This window comes from Amycolatopsis sp. NPDC104775 (genome assembly GCF_055583325.1).
In genome coordinates, this window is sequence record NZ_JBVJOE010000005.1 from 679,764 (window position 1) to 693,648 (window position 13,885).

Sequence of the window (13,885 nt, forward strand, 5' to 3'; positions counted from 1 at the left end):
CAGCAGGCCGCTGGCGGCGGTGTCGGTGTCGGTTGTCATGCGTTCTTGAGCCATCCGGACCTCGCAACGTCGACGACTGGGCCCGGCCCACGCTACGTGCAGATCGGCGGGGCGGACATCGGTCATTTGAGTTATGTTGGCCCGCCCGGTGATCACGCTGGGGCGAACCGGCCGCTCACAGATTCCGCCGGTAGTCGTCGTCGAGACCGGCTCGCAGCAGCCGCTCGTCCACTCCGGACCGGACCAGCTTCGCGGCCGCGCCTGCGGTCTCGTTCAGCTTGAGGTGATCGGTCCAGATCGCCGACGGCCTCGGCAGATACGCGGGATCGGCCTGCCGGTCGGGATCCCATAATCCAGCCTCGCGCACGGCAGCGTTCTGCTTGAGCCGGACGGTCTCGATTTCCACCTTCAGCACCGCTTTCGGGGTGCGGTTGCGTTCGGTCATCGACTCGCGCAGGTCGGCGTCGGTGCTGATGACCGCGCGCCCGGTGATCTCCAGAGTGCGGGTGTCGCCGGGGGCGATGGCGACGACAGCGACCTCGGGGCATTCGACAACGTTGTGGAACGTGTCCGTGCGCCGGTTGCCTGGCCGGTCGGCGAGCGCGACCGTCGACGGCCCGATCATCCGTGCCACGCCGGGCGGATCGCCTTTGGGACTGGCGTCCGCGCGCCCGGAGCTGTCTCGCGATGCGATCACCGCGAACGGTGCGGCAGCGAGGAAAGCAGCCACGGCAGGGCCGAGGACAGAACTTTCCTCGACGGCGTTCTCCGGCTCGGGGGCGGGTCCCCACAGGTTCGAGCGGATCACTGCTTTGCCGCAGTGCAGGAACGCTTCCTCGACCAGAAGTCCTTCCTCGGAGATGGTTCCGTTGATCCGCAATGTCTCGCGCCATCCGGGGATGAGCACCAGCAGCGCGGCGCCGGTGCCCGGGGCGACCGCTGGCGGGAGCGGGAGCCGCAGCCGCGACTCGGTCTCCACCGCGGCGAACCCGGCGGTTCCGCCAATTAGTTCGGCCCGCTGGCGGCCTTCGGCGTCGACATAGCCGAGCGCGGCGGCGGGGCTGCGGGCGAGCAGAGCGCGGCAATGCGGGTCGAGATGGTCGATCGACTTCATCATGACCGGCAGCGGCCGTTCGCCCACGACGCGTTCCAGGTCCGGCACGGCACGGAGGATCCCCATGGAGTTAGGCTAGCCTAAGAAGCGATGGAGGGATCCGGGGCGGTTCAGCCGGAAGCCCAATCCGCCCGCGTGTGCTTCAAATGCGCCTTGACCTGCCCTTCCAGCCGGACCCAATCCCGGTCCGCGATCGTCGCCAGCATTTCCCGGTGTTCCCGGGCCGACTCCGCCAACCGGCCTTTTCCGGCGAGCTTTTCCAAGCCGTACAACCGCGTCTGGTCGCGCAGGGTGGCGATGGCGTCCCTCAGCCGCCCGTTTCCGGCGAGAGCCAGCAGATCCAGGTGGAACCGCCGGTCAGCTTCGAGGAAACGCGCGATGTCGCCCGCGTCGGCAGCCGACTCGATCTCGGCGGCGAGGCCGTCCAGCCGGGCGAGGTCGTCGGGGCTGGCGGCCGCCGCGGCGGCCAGAGTTGCCGGGACCTCCAGCAGCAAGCGCATTTCGTAAATCTCGTCCAGATCGCCTTCGGTCATCTCGACGACCCGGTAGCCGCGGTTGCGGACCGGTTCCAGCAGACCCTGGTTGACCAGCGTCAGCAGCGCCTCGCGCACCGGACTGCTCGACACGCCGAGGCGCGTCGCGAGCGCGGCGGCCGAATAGATGTCGCCGGGGCGCAGTTCGCCGGACACCATCGCCTGCCGCACCACTTCGAGGACTTGCTCGCGCAGGTTCGTGCGCTGCAACTGGGGCATCGAAAGCTCCTCCGGACTTGACTCCGCCTGCTTGAGTCCCGCATCGTAGCTTAGTAACCGGTAGCCGGTTACTAAGGAGTAACTTATGCTTGAGGTCCAGGGTTACTGCACGTTGTGCCGGTCGCGCTGCGGCGCGGTCTACACGGTCGAGAACGGTGCGCTGCGCGGTGTGCGGCCGGATCCCGAGCACCCGACCGGCGCCGCGTTGTGCCCGAAGGGGCGGGCCGCGCCTGAGCTGGTGCACTCCCCCGAACGGCTGCGCACGCCGTTGCGCCGCACGACGCCCAAGTCGGATCCGGACCCGGGCTGGCGCGAGATCGGCTGGGACGAAGCGCTGGCCGAGATCGCGGAGCGGCTCGGCGGCATCCGCGCGGCCAGCGGCGCCGAGGCGGTCGCGTTCTCGGTCACCTCGCCCAGCGGCACGCCGATGTCCGACGCGATCGACTGGGTCGAACGGTTCATCCGGCTCTTCGGCAGTCCGAACACCATGTACTCGACCGAGATCTGCAACTGGCACAAGGACTTCGCCCACGCGTTCACGTTCGGCTCCGGGTTGCCCGCCCCGGATTACGCGGGTACGGAGTTCGCCGTGTTGTGGGGGCACAATCCGGCCAAGGCGTGGCTCGCGCAGTCCTCGGCGCTGGCCGGCGCCCAGCCGCCGAAACTGGCCGTCGTGGACCCGCGGCGGACGGCCACTGCGATGCGCGCCGAGCACTGGCTGCGCGTCCGGCCGGGGACGGACGGCGCGCTCGCGCTCGGCGTCGCGCGGGCGCTGCTGGAGCGGCATGGGCAGGACGAGGGGTTCGTGCGATCGTGGACGAACGCGCCATTGCTGGTCCGGGCCGACACCGGCCGGTTTCTCCGGGCGGCGGAGGTCGATCCCGCAGCGACCGGTTTCGCGGTGTGGGACGAAATCGCTGGCCAGGCCGAGCCGTACGACACGAATTATCCAGCAGCGGGACCGGAAAGGTTCGCGCTGCACGGAAGGCGCCGCGTGCGCACGGTGGCCGGTTTGGTCGATTGTGTTCCCGCGTTCGAGCATTACGCGCAAGCCTGTGCCGCCTGGCCGCTCGATCGGACTGAGGCGGTGACGACTGTCGAGGCTTCGGCGATCGAAGCGTTCGCGGCCGACCTCGCCGAGGCGAAGTCGGTGACGTACGCGGCTTGGTCGGGTGTCGGTCAGCACGCGAACGCGACGCAGACCGAGCGCGCGATCGCCACGCTCTATGCGCTCACCGGCAGCTACGACTCCCCTGGTGGCAACGTCGTGCTGCCAAAACTTCCGGTCGCACCGGTCACCTCGCCGGACCAGCTCGCCCCGGAGCAGCGCGCGAAAGCTCTTGGCCTGAAGGAGTTCCCGCTCGGTCCGCCAGCACAGGGCTGGGTGACCGCGCGCGACTTCTGCCGCGCGGTCCTCGACGAGGAGCCCTATCCGGTCCGGGCGCTGGTGTCGTTCGGCGGCAATCTGCTGCTTTCTCAACCGGACCCGCGCCGTACCGCGGAAGCTTTGCGGCGCTTGGAGTTCGCGGTGCATCTCGACCTGTTCGAGAACCCGACGGCGCGGTTCGCCGACCTGCTTCTGCCCGTTCAGACGCCGTGGGAGCACGAGGCGGTCAAGGCGGGTTTCGAGATCAGCCAGGCAGCGCAGGAGCATGTGCAGCTTCGCCCGCGGATGACTGTCCCGGTTGGAGAGTCGCGTTCGGACACTGAGGTCGTGTTCGAACTGGCCGGCCGACTCGGGCTGGGTGCGGAATTCTTCGACGGCAGCATCGAGGACGGCTGGGATCATCAGCTGGCCCCGCTTGGCCTCACGGCAGCGCAGTTGCGCGAGCGCCCCGGCGGCGTCGATCTGCCGTTGCAGACTGAATACCGCAAGTATGCTCAACGCACGGAAGACGGTGTGATCGCAGGGTTCGCGACGCCGACTCGGCGAGTCGAGCTGTATTCCGAACGGCTCGCCGAGCATGGCCAGCCCGCGGTCCCGGACGCTGAGCCGCCGGTTCCGGACGCCCGGCACCCGCTGGTGTTGACCTGCGCGAAGAACGGATACTTCTGCCACAGCCAGCATCGCGGGATTTCGTCGTTGCGGAAGCGGTTTCCCGAACCGGTCGTCGAGCTGAGCGCGGAACTCGCCGCGGAGCGCGGGATCGAGGACGGGCAGTGGGTGCGCATCACGACCGCCGCCGCCAGCGTCCGGATGCGGGCGCGGATCGATCCCGCGCTGCATCGCGACGTGGTCGTGGCGGAGTACGGCTGGTGGCAACCCGCTCCGGACCTCGCGCTGCCCGGTTCGGACCCGCTCCAGGACGGCGGGACCAACTACAACCTGCTCGTCGGCGACGACGCCCACGACCCGGTGAGCGGCTCGATCCCGTTGCGCTCGACGTTCTGCGACGTCCGGCGGGACGAGGCGGAGCCGTGGACCGGGCAGCGGGAGTTCGTGGTGGAGAGCGCGGAGTTCGAGACCGAGGACATCCGCTCGGTGCGGCTCGAACCGGCCGGCGACGGGCCGGTGCCGGAGTTCCGCGCGGGGCAGCACATCACTGTCGCCTGGCCGGACGAGCCCGGGCTGACCCGCAGTTATTCGCTCACGGGACCGGCGAAAGCCCCGGACGGCGGGTACGCGATCGCGGTGCGGCGGGTGCCGGGCGGGCAGTTCTCGCCTGCGGTGCACGATCGGCTGCGGCCGGGAACGCGGTTGCTGGTCACGGCTCCGTCCGGCGGGTTCGCGCTGCCGGCTGTTCATTCGCGGCCGATCGTGCTGCTGGCCGCGGGGATCGGGATCACGCCGTTCCTGAGCTATCTGGAATCCCTCGATCCCGCGTCCGCACCGGAGATCGTGCTGCACCACGGCAGCCGGGACCGTTCGCGGCACGCGTTCCGCGAGCGCATCGCCGGATTGGCGGCCCGCCTGCCGAGCGTCCGGATCGTGAACCACTACAGTCGCCCCGGCCCGGACGGGTCCGGCGACTTCACCGGCCGCGTCACCGCCGACTGTGTTGACTCGGAGCTGATCCGGCGGCGGGCCCGGTTTTACTTGTGCCGCCCGGAAAACATGCTCGACGAGCTGACCGCCGGGTTGACGGAGCGGGGTGTGCCACGCTTCGACATCTTCACCGAGAAGTTCCACGCCGCACCCGCGCCGGTCGAGATTCCGGACGACGCCACGGCCACCGTGCGGTTCGCGCGGTCCGGCCGGGAGGCCACCTGGCGGGCTGCGGACGGAGATCTGCTCCGGTTCGCCGAGGCTTCCGGGGTCGCGCTGCCCAGCGGGTGCCGGCTCGGGCAGTGCGAAAGCTGCGCCGTGCCGGTACTGGAGGGAACCGTCGCACACCTGGTCGCCGTCGCCGACGATCTGCCCGACGGCCACTGTCTCGCCTGCCAGGCGGTGCCCACTTCGGACGTGGTGCTCGACGCGTGAACCTGGGCGACCCCTAGCCGCGCGAATCCGGTCAGGGGTGCGAAATCCGGAATCCCGGCGGCATCATCGGCGGATGCCTCTCGACCAGACATCGCGCGAAGTGTACGAGGAACTCGTCCGGAGGAATCCGGCCGAGCCGGAGTTCCACCAGGCCGTGTACGAGGTGCTCGAAGCGATCCGGCCCGCCCTGCGGCGGGACCCGGGCCTGCGCGACGCGGCGATGCTGGAACGGCTGTGCGAGCCGGAGCGGCAGGTGATGTTCCGGGTGGTCTGGACCGACGACGCGGGCGCGGTGCGCGTCAACCGCGGCTTCCGGGTCGGGTTCAGCTCGGCGCTCGGGCCGTACAAGGGCGGGCTGCGCTTCCGTGGCGACGTCACGCTCGGCACGGTCAAATTCCTCGCCTTCGAGCAGATCTTCAAGAACGCGCTCACCGGCCTCGGCATCGGCGCGGGCAAGGGCGGGTCCGATTTCGACCCGGCCGGCCGCAGCGACGGCGAGATCATGCGGTTCTGCCAGGCGTTCATGACCGAACTGGTCCGGCACATCGGCCCGGACACCGACGTCCCGGCCGGGGACATCGGCGTCGGCGGGCGCGAGATCGGCTATCTGTTCGGCCAGTACAAGCGGCTCGCCAACCGCTACGACTCGGGCACGATCACCGGGAAGAACCCGTTGCTGGGCGGAATTCCGGCACGTCCGGAGGCCACCGGCTACGGCACGGTGTACTTCCTCGAAGCGATGCTCGGCGGCTCGTTCTCCGGCCGCACCGCGGTGGTGTCCGGTTCGGGCAACGTCGCTTACCACGCGATCGCGAAACTGCGCGAACTCGGAGCGAAGCCGATCGTGTGCTCGGACTCCGGCGGGTATGTCCACGATCCGCGCGGGATCGACCTGGAAGTGCTGCACGACTTGAAGATCGCGCGGCGCGGGCGGCTTTCCGAGTACGTCGACCAGGTGCCGTCCGCGAAGTACGTCACCGACGGCACGCCGTGGGACGTCCCGTGCGACCTCGCGCTTCCGTGCGCGACGCAGAACGAACTGGACGAGCAGTCCGCGCTGCGGCTGGTGAAGAACAACGTCCGCGCGGTCGCCGAGGGCGCGAACATGCCGTGCACACCCGGTTCGCTGCAGATCTTCCGCGAGGCCGGGGTCGCGGTCGGGCCAGGCAAAGCCGCGAACGCGGGCGGGGTCGCGGTGTCGGCATTGGAGATGCGGCAGAACGCGGCGCGCGAGCAGTGGACGTTCGAGCGCACCGACGGGGCCTTGCGCGACATCATGACCGGCATCCACCGGACTTGCCTGGAAACCGCCGACGAGCACGGAGTCGCCGGGGATTACGTGAGCGGGGCGAATATCGCCGGCTTCCGGAAGGTCGTCGCGGCGATGGACGCCTGCGGGTACGTCTGAGCGGAAGCCGTCCGGCGGACCGGCCGCGAGCCGGGACCGCCGGACCGCCGGTCACCGCGTCGAGGACATGACGACCAGCAGGTAGAGCAGGAGCAGCAGCCCCGCGACCCCGACCACCGCGGCGAACGCGCTGCGCACCCAGGTGATCAGGCCGGTGGTGGTCCGCTGGCGGTAGCCGGTGAAGCGGGCGTGGGTCTGGCTCGCTCTGTCGACCAGTCCTCCCACGAACAGGCCCGCGCCCAGGACAAGCAAGATGATGAGCAACGTCGGCATGACCGGGCGCCTCCTTCGGTGGCGTGCTGTTTCCTGGTCCAGGCAACGAGAATCCCGGGAACGGCGGCCAGCGGCTACAGGAGAAGGTCTTCCGGTCCAGGGACTTGTGGCCCGCCAGCGCAAGGCCGCTCGGCGACATTTCCCGCGCTGGGGTTTCCTCCGGAAAAGCGGCGCCGGGCAAGGAGACGGTGTGTTCGTGCTTGACGCACGCCCGGCGGACCGCTTCGGTACGGGAGTGACCGCGTATGTGGAGAGCCCGCCGGTGCCTGGCCTGAGTTCGGTGGTGCGCACGGTCTGGGTCCAGCGCACCGGCGACATGCCGTACGCGCAGCGGCATCTGCCGACCGGCGGGGTCGAGATCCACTTCCCGGTGGGCGGTCGTCCGCAGTTGCTCGGGCCGTTGACCGGGCCGCAGATCGAGGTCCTCCCTGCGCGGACGACCGTGGTCGGCGTGCGGTTCCGGCCCGGAGCCGCGCCTCCCCTGCCCGCGGGGCTCGACGAGCTGGCCGACCAGCGCGTCAGGCTGGCCGAGCTGTGGGGCCGGGTCGCGGACCGGCTCGTCGAGGACGTGGCCCTCGCCGCGACGCCCGAGCTGGGACTCGTCGCGCTGCAGGCGCATCTTCTGCGCGAGTACCGCCGGACCGGCGGGCTGGATTCGCTGATCGGGGAAGCGGTGCGGGTGCTGATGCCCTGGGATCCGGTCGGGGTCGACACGGTCGCCGCGCACCTGGCGTTGTCGGCGAGCCAGTTGCGGCGCCGATGCCTGCAGACGGTCGGGATGAGCCCGAAGGTGCTCCAGCGGACGTTGCGGTTCCAGGGTTTTCTGGCGCTGGCCCAGTCCGGGGCGAGCGCGACCGGGCGGCGGGGCGCGGACGGGATGGCGGGCCTGGCCGTGGACGCGGGGTACGCCGACCAAGCGCATCTGAGCCGGGAATGCCTCCGGCTGACCGGGGTCACGCCGAGGCAGCTCCTCGGGGGCGATCTCGACCGGTGCGCATGCGGGCACGACCATTCCGCGTCCTACGCGCCGTTTCTCGCCGGTCGCGGGCGTTCGCGGCCGCGCGGGTGAACAGCCCCGCGGGGCCTACAGCGCGTCGCGGCCGCGTTCCCCGGTGCGGACGCGCACGACCGTCTCCACCGGGGTCACCCAGATCTTGCCGTCGCCGATCTTACCGGTGTGCGCGGTGTCCAGCACGGTCCGCAGCGCCGCTTCGACCTGGTCGTCGTCCAGCAGGATCTCCAGCCGGTACTTGGTGATGAAATCGACCTCGTACTCCGCGCCGCGGTAGATCTCGGTGTGCCCCTTCTGCCTGCCGTAGCCGCGGACCTCGCTCACCGTCATCCCGGCGATGCCCAGCTCCTGCAGGGCGATCCGGACGTCGTCCAGCACGAACGGCTTGACGACGGCGGTCAGCAACTTCATCGGGTCTCCTCGCGCGCGGGCCGGTGCGATCCCGGTCCGCCGGAGAGCGCGCTCCCCCGGCGTCCGGACTGGACTGCCAGCTCGTACGCGCCTTCGGCGTGCTCTGCCTCGTCGACGCCGTCGATCTCGGCTTCGCGGTCGATCCGGAATCCCATGAACTTGTGCATGACCCAGCCGAGCAGGAGGGTCATCGCCAGCGAATACCCTAGTACCGCCAGCGTCGCGACCGTCTGCCGCCACAGCTGGTCGAATCCGCCGCCGTAGAACAGGCCGTTCGCGCCGCCGGGAGCCACGCCGGCGGTCGCGAAGAAGCCGATCAGGAGTGTCCCGGCGAACCCGCCGAGGCCGTGCACCGCGACCACGTCCAGCGAGTCGTCGAAGCCGAACCGGTATTTGAGGCTCACCGCGAACGAGCACACGACCCCGGCCACGATGCCGATCGCGGCCGCTCCGAGCGGTTCGACGTAAGCGCAGCCGGGCGTGATCCCGACCAGCCCGGCCACCGCGCCGGACGCCGCGCCGAGGGTGGTCGGCTTCCCGTCGCGGAACTGCTCGACGAGCAGCCAGCCCAGCACCGCGGCCGCCCCCGCGACGGTGGTGTTCAGGAACGACGTCGCCGCCGAGCCCTTCGCCGCCAGCGCGGACCCGGCGTTGAACCCGAACCAGCCGAACCACAGCAGCCCGGCCCCGAACATCACGAACGGCAGGTTGTGCGGCCGGACGGCCTGCTTCGGCCAGCCGTGCCGCCTGCCGAGCACCAGCGCCAGCGCGAGCGCGGCCGCGCCGGAGTTCACCTCGACGACCGTGCCGCCCGCGAAGTCCAGCACATGCAGCTTGGCCGCGATCCACCCGTCCGGGGCGAACACCCAGTGCGCCACCGGCAGGTAGACCACGGTGGTCCACACGACGGAGAACACCGTCCACGTCCAGAACCGCGCCCGCTCGGCGATCGCGCCGGCCAGCAGCGCGACCGTGATGACCGCGAACATCATCTGGAAGGCCACGAAAGCGAACAGCGGCACCTGGTTCCCGGCCGGCCCGACCGTCTGCTCGGCGAGCCCGTGCAGCCCGGCCAGCCGCAGAGTGCCGAGCAGCCCGCCGAACCAATCGGGACCGAACGCGAGCGAATAGCCGTAGAACACCCAGATGAGCCCGACCGTGGCGAGGCAGACGAACGTCATCGCCATCACGTTGAGCACGCTCCGCGCGCGCACCATCCCGCCGTAGAACAACGCGAGTCCCGGCGTCATCAGCATGACCAGTGCCGCGCTGCCCAGCAACCACGCCGTGCTTCCGGTATCGACCACGGTCGGACACTCCTCGTCTCATCGCCCGGCCGGTGGAAGTTAACTCCGGGGTGTTACCGGAGTGTTTCCGTCGTGCTTCCGGAACCGACCCTCGGTCCGGCGAAACGGGCGAAACGGAACGAAAGGCCGGCACCTGTCCGGGCGGTGACCGGAAATACCGCGCAGAGCGGATAAACCGGGTTGCGCGTTTTGTTCAAGAACGCCGCTCCCGCGCGCCCTAGCGTCGACCCCGTGATCGACCAGACCTCGCGAGCCGTCCGCCCCCGGCTCGTCCTCCCCTGCCGCTCGGTCTCCGACGTCGTCCAAGCCCTGGCTCACGCGGCGGAAACCGGCGAACACCTCGTGCCCCGGGGCGGCGGGCACTGCTTCGCGAACCGGTCCTCGACCGACGGGATCGTGGCGGACCTGTCCGGCCTCGACGGGATCACGGTCGACGACGACGGCGTGGCGACGATCGGCGCCGGTGCTCGGCTAGGCGCGGTGTACGCGACGCTGCACGAGTCCGCCCGGACGATTCCCGCCGGATGCGGGGACACGGTCGGCATCGCGGGGCTGACGCTCGGCGGCGGGATCGGGCTGCTCGGCCGCCAGTACGGGCTGACCTGCGACCGGCTTGTCGGCGCGCGGGTGGTCCTCGCCGACCGGAGCGTCGTCGACTGCGACGAACATCGGGAAGCCGACCTGTTCTGGGCGTTGCGCGGCGCGGGCGGCGGGCAGTTCGGCATCGTCACGGAGTTGCGGTTCGCGACGGTGCCGGAGCCGCCGGTCTGCCGGATCGAAGGGCGCTGGGCCGAGCCGGAAGACCTCGTCCCCGCTTGGCAGGACTGGGCGGCCGACGCGCCGGACGGACTGACCGTGAACCTCACTGTCCAAAAGGGACAGGCGACGCTCTTCGGCGCTTCCACCCTGCCTCCGGCGGACACCGAGGGCCTGCTCAGGGAGTTCACCGCGCGGGCCGGTGTTCGGTATGCGATGGACATCCGGCCGGATGTTCCCTACAGCAAGGTGAAGCCGACCTTCGCCGACCTCGACCCGGAGGCGGGGAGCCGCCGGATCCGGTCGGAGTTCTTCGCGCGCACGCTGTCCGAGCCCACCACGGCCGAACTGCTGCAGCGACTCGAAGGCAACCGGCGGCTGGCGTTCACGGCGATGGGCGGGGCGTACAACCGGGTCGCGGCGGACGAGACCGCATTTGCCCACCGGGGCGAGCGGTTCCTGCTGGAGCTGGTCGGCGATCCGCACGATCCCTGGGTGGACGAGGCATGGCGCACGGCCCACCGAGAAGGCTCCGGCCGCGTTTACCCGAACTTCCCCGACCTAGCGCTCGAGAATCCGGCCCAGGCGTATCACGCGGGCAATCACCCGAAACTCGCCGAGCTCAAGAACCGCTACGACCCGAACCGGGTCTTCCACTTCCCCCAAGCTCTGTGAGCGACTACGAAGGAGCGTCATGACCAAAGTGTTCAGTGCTCTGTCCGTCTCGGTCGACGGATACATCAGCGGCCGCCGGCCGGAAGGGGCCGACGAGGCCGGGAGCGGGCTCGGCGACGCCGGGGCGCTGTTCGACTGGTACTTCACCGGCGACACGCCCAGCACAGTCTTCGACGGGTTCAAGCTTTCCGAACCCAGCGCCCGGGTTTTCGACTCGCTCGCGAACCGCGTCGGGGCGACCGTGGTCGGGCACGCCACTTACGACCACTCAAGCCACTTCGGCGGTGGCGGCCCGCATCCGACCGCTCCGTTGTTCGTCGTCAGCCGCCAGCCGGTGCCGGAGCTGAGCGAGGCCCAAACCCAGGCGAAGAGTGTCGAAGAGGCCATCGCCGCCGCGCGGGCGGCGGCGGGCGGCAAGGATGTCGCGCTCATGGGCGGCGTCCTGGTCACCGAGGCGATCAAGGCCGGGCTGGTCGACGAAGTCGTGCTCCACCAGGTGCCGATCCTGCTGGGCGGCGGGCGCAGCTTCTTCGGCGAACTGCCCGGGCACGTCCAGCTCCGGCTGGTCGAGGCCGTCCCGGCGCCCGGCGTCACCCACCTGCACTACGAAATCCTCCGCTGAAAGGAATCCCCATGCTGCACCCCGACGTCCGCCGCGTCCTCGACGGCACCCCGATCGCCCACCTCGCCACCCTGCTCCCGGACGGGTCGCCGCACGTCGTCCCGGTGTGGATCGGCACGCACGGCGACCGGATCGTCTTTTTCACCGGCCCGGACAGCCGCAAGGCCCGCAACCTCCGCCGCGACCCCCGCGTGGCGATTTCCCTTACCTCGCCGGACAATCCGTTCGAACCGGTGGCCATCCGCGGCCGCGTAACCGAGTGGATCGAGGGCGACCCGGCCTGGGAGATCATCGACGAGGTGGCCAAGAAGTACATCGGACAGCCGTATACGCGGGAGCAGGTGCGGATCGCGGGGTTGATCGAGCCGGAAACCCAGTCGGTGGGGATGTAATCCGCTCGTCGGCTGGCACGACCGGCGCGGTCAGCCGACGAGCGGACGCGTGCCTGGCGGCAGGCGAGCCACGCCGCCGCCCAGGTACCGCACCACCGCTTCCTGCAGCGCTCGCACGGCGCGCGGCTGCTCGACGTCCCGCCGGTACGCGAGCCGCACCACGCGGCTGAGCCCGGGTTCGGTGAAGCGCGTGCGGCGGAACCGGTCCCCGACCACGGTGCTCGGCACGACCGCCAGCCCCAGCCCGGCCCGGACCAGTTCCAGCACCGCGTCCATCTCGCCGCCTTCGATCGCGAAGAGCGGGTCGAAGCCTTCGGCGCGGCAGGCGGCCACGGTCGCCTCGCGCAGGTCGTAGCCCTGCCGGAACATCACCAGCGGCCGGTCCCGCAGCGCGGAGATCGGCATCCGGCCGCGCACCGGCGCGGGCGCGTCCTTCGGCGAGATCACCACCAGGTCCTCGACGAACAGCGCGCGGCTGGACAGCCGGGAATCGTCGTGCACCCGGCTGTCCACGATCATCGCCAGGTCCAGGCCGCCTTCCGACAGCGCGGTCTGCAGGTCGCGGGACCCGCTTTCGTGCAGCACCAGCTCGATCCCCGGATAGTCGCGGCGGAACGCGGCGAGCATCGCCGGCAGCAGGCCGGTGCACAGGCTCGGGGTCGCGCCGAGCCGCACCCGGCCGCGGCCCAGTTCGTCCAGCTCGCGGATCGCCCGGTACGCCGTTTCTGTCTCGGCGAGGATCCGGCGCGCGATCGGCAGCAGCGTCTCCCCCGCCTCGGTGAGCGTGACGTTTCCGCGGATCCGGTGGAACAGCCCCGCGCCGACATCCCGTTCCAGTGCGCGGATCTGCTGCGACAGTGAGGGCTGCGCCACTCGCATCCGTTCCGCGGCGCGGGTGAAATGCCGCGTCTCGGCCACTGCCAGGAAATACGCCAGCTGCTGGAACTGCATGAGCGCCATCATAGGCGTTGCCTCTCGTTTCGAGAGAAATCATGTGTTTGCCCTCTCGTCAGGCCCGGCTTACCGTCGGTTGCGTGGCACTCGCACCCGCTCCGCCCCGCCGTCGCCCGGCCTTGGCGGCCTTCTGGCGTTCGACCATCGGCAAGAAGGTCGTCATGGCCGTCACCGGGCTGATGTTCGTCGCGTTCCTCTTCGTGCACATGGCCGGGAACCTCAAGGTTTTCCTGGGACCTCAGCATTTCGACGATTACGCGGCTTGGCTGCGCACCATCGGCGAGCCGGTGCTGCAGAATGCCTGGTACCTCTCGATCCAACGCGTCGTGCTGGTGATCGCGCTGGTGCTGCACGTGGTCGCGGCCGTGCAACTGTCCAAACGGGACCGTCAGGCGCGCCCGGTGAAGTACGCGCACGGCCAGCGGCGCAAGGCCAGTTTCGCGACGCACACCATGCGCTGGGGCGGCGCGACACTCGCGCTGTACATCGTGTGGCACATCCTGGATCTCACCGTCGGCGTGGCCAATCAGGACTTCCGCGACGGCCAGCCGTACCACAACATCGTCGCGGACTTCCAGGTTTGGTGGGTCAACCTGATCTACATCGTCGCGCTGCTGATGCTCGGCCTGCACATCAACCACGGGTTCTGGAGCGCGGCGCAGACCCTCGGCATCACCAGCAAGGCGCGCGACCGGGCGCTGAAAACCGTGGGCTCCGTGCTCGCCGTCGTGATCACCGGCGGCTTCCTGATCGTGCCGATCGCCGTGATGGCGGGATGGGTGGCCTGA

Annotated in this window: 13 protein-coding genes; 7 read left to right on the forward strand and 6 right to left on the reverse strand. The window is 70.1% G+C overall.

The genetic code is table 11. The features are described 5' to 3' along the window. Positions 1-175 precede the first annotated feature (175 nt). The gene (locus ACZ63D_RS25855) at positions 176-1,180 is read right to left on the reverse strand and encodes a pyridoxamine 5'-phosphate oxidase family protein (protein ID WP_465356919.1); all 1,005 of its coding nucleotides are present in this window, start codon (positions 1,178-1,180) and stop codon (positions 176-178) included. Between the two features lie 44 nt (positions 1,181-1,224). Continuing rightward, positions 1,225-1,866, reverse strand: a complete 642-nt coding sequence (locus ACZ63D_RS25860) for a GntR family transcriptional regulator (RefSeq protein WP_465356920.1) — start codon at positions 1,864-1,866, stop codon at positions 1,225-1,227. 85 nt (positions 1,867-1,951) lie between these two features. On the opposite strand from ACZ63D_RS25860, the gene ACZ63D_RS25865 reads away from it, so the two are divergent. Further along, positions 1,952-5,287 carry a molybdopterin-dependent oxidoreductase gene (locus ACZ63D_RS25865; RefSeq protein ID WP_465356921.1) on the forward strand — a complete coding sequence of 1,112 codons (3,336 nt, stop codon included), beginning with the start codon at positions 1,952-1,954 and terminating at the stop codon, positions 5,285-5,287. Positions 5,288-5,360: 73 nt separating this feature from the next. Next, positions 5,361-6,695, forward strand: a complete 1,335-nt coding sequence (gene gdhA / locus ACZ63D_RS25870; RefSeq protein ID WP_465356922.1) for an NADP-specific glutamate dehydrogenase — start codon at positions 5,361-5,363, stop codon at positions 6,693-6,695. A 51-nt stretch (positions 6,696-6,746) separates the two neighbouring features. Here the strand turns inward: gdhA and ACZ63D_RS25875 are convergent, their stop codons facing one another. Beyond that, positions 6,747-6,968 (reverse strand): hypothetical protein, encoded by a 222-nt coding sequence (locus ACZ63D_RS25875; protein ID WP_465356923.1) that lies wholly within the window; start codon positions 6,966-6,968, stop codon positions 6,747-6,749. Between the two features lie 196 nt (positions 6,969-7,164). Between ACZ63D_RS25875 and ACZ63D_RS25880 the strand changes: the two genes are divergently transcribed. Next, positions 7,165-8,037, forward strand: coding sequence for a helix-turn-helix domain-containing protein (locus ACZ63D_RS25880; RefSeq protein ID WP_465356924.1), 873 nt, complete (start codon positions 7,165-7,167; stop codon positions 8,035-8,037). A gap of 15 nt (positions 8,038-8,052) precedes the next feature. Here ACZ63D_RS25880 and ACZ63D_RS25885 read toward each other — a convergent pair whose 3' ends face one another. Beyond that, a complete protein-coding gene (locus ACZ63D_RS25885; RefSeq protein ID WP_465356925.1) occupies positions 8,053-8,391 on the reverse strand; it encodes a P-II family nitrogen regulator in 339 nt (112 codons plus the stop codon). Further along, the gene (locus ACZ63D_RS25890; protein ID WP_465356926.1) at positions 8,388-9,698 is read right to left on the reverse strand and encodes an ammonium transporter; all 1,311 of its coding nucleotides are present in this window, start codon (positions 9,696-9,698) and stop codon (positions 8,388-8,390) included. Before ACZ63D_RS25890 ends, ACZ63D_RS25885 begins: the two co-directional genes overlap by 4 nt. A 231-nt stretch (positions 9,699-9,929) precedes the next feature. Between ACZ63D_RS25890 and ACZ63D_RS25895 the strand changes: the two genes are divergently transcribed. From ACZ63D_RS25895 to ACZ63D_RS25905, 3 genes are read left to right on the forward strand one after another with little or no spacing between them, the layout of a single operon-like run. Beyond that, positions 9,930-11,129 carry an FAD-binding oxidoreductase gene (locus tag ACZ63D_RS25895; protein ID WP_465356927.1) on the forward strand — a complete coding sequence of 400 codons (1,200 nt, stop codon included), beginning with the start codon at positions 9,930-9,932 and terminating at the stop codon, positions 11,127-11,129. A 19-nt stretch (positions 11,130-11,148) separates the two neighbouring features. Next, complete coding sequence (locus tag ACZ63D_RS25900; RefSeq protein WP_465356928.1) at positions 11,149-11,751, forward strand: dihydrofolate reductase family protein; 603 nt, start codon at positions 11,149-11,151, stop codon at positions 11,749-11,751. Positions 11,752-11,762: 11 nt separating this feature from the next. Then, positions 11,763-12,143: a PPOX class F420-dependent oxidoreductase gene (locus tag ACZ63D_RS25905; RefSeq protein WP_465356929.1), complete on the forward strand. Its 381-nt coding sequence runs from the start codon at positions 11,763-11,765 to the stop codon at positions 12,141-12,143. A 30-nt stretch (positions 12,144-12,173) separates the two neighbouring features. Here the strand turns inward: ACZ63D_RS25905 and ACZ63D_RS25910 are convergent, their stop codons facing one another. After that, positions 12,174-13,094, reverse strand: coding sequence for a LysR family transcriptional regulator (locus tag ACZ63D_RS25910; protein ID WP_465356930.1), 921 nt, complete (start codon positions 13,092-13,094; stop codon positions 12,174-12,176). A gap of 83 nt (positions 13,095-13,177) precedes the next feature. Between ACZ63D_RS25910 and ACZ63D_RS25915 the strand changes: the two genes are divergently transcribed. Then, a complete protein-coding gene (locus ACZ63D_RS25915; protein ID WP_465356931.1) occupies positions 13,178-13,885 on the forward strand; it encodes a succinate dehydrogenase cytochrome b subunit in 708 nt (235 codons plus the stop codon).

Coding starts and splice junctions, on each gene's coding strand:
- ACZ63D_RS25855 (WP_465356919.1), bottom strand. CDS start 1,180: ATGGGGATCCTCCGTGCCGTGCCGGACCTGGAACGCGTCGTGGGCGAA.
- ACZ63D_RS25860 (WP_465356920.1), bottom strand. CDS start 1,866: ATGCCCCAGTTGCAGCGCACGAACCTGCGCGAGCAAGTCCTCGAAGTG.
- ACZ63D_RS25865 (WP_465356921.1), top strand. CDS start 1,952: ATGCTTGAGGTCCAGGGTTACTGCACGTTGTGCCGGTCGCGCTGCGGC.
- gdhA (WP_465356922.1), top strand. CDS start 5,361: ATGCCTCTCGACCAGACATCGCGCGAAGTGTACGAGGAACTCGTCCGG.
- ACZ63D_RS25875 (WP_465356923.1), bottom strand. CDS start 6,968: ATGCCGACGTTGCTCATCATCTTGCTTGTCCTGGGCGCGGGCCTGTTC.
- ACZ63D_RS25885 (WP_465356925.1), bottom strand. CDS start 8,391: ATGAAGTTGCTGACCGCCGTCGTCAAGCCGTTCGTGCTGGACGACGTC.
- ACZ63D_RS25900 (WP_465356928.1), top strand. CDS start 11,149: ATGACCAAAGTGTTCAGTGCTCTGTCCGTCTCGGTCGACGGATACATC.
- ACZ63D_RS25905 (WP_465356929.1), top strand. CDS start 11,763: ATGCTGCACCCCGACGTCCGCCGCGTCCTCGACGGCACCCCGATCGCC.
- ACZ63D_RS25910 (WP_465356930.1), bottom strand. CDS start 13,094: ATGCAGTTCCAGCAGCTGGCGTATTTCCTGGCAGTGGCCGAGACGCGG.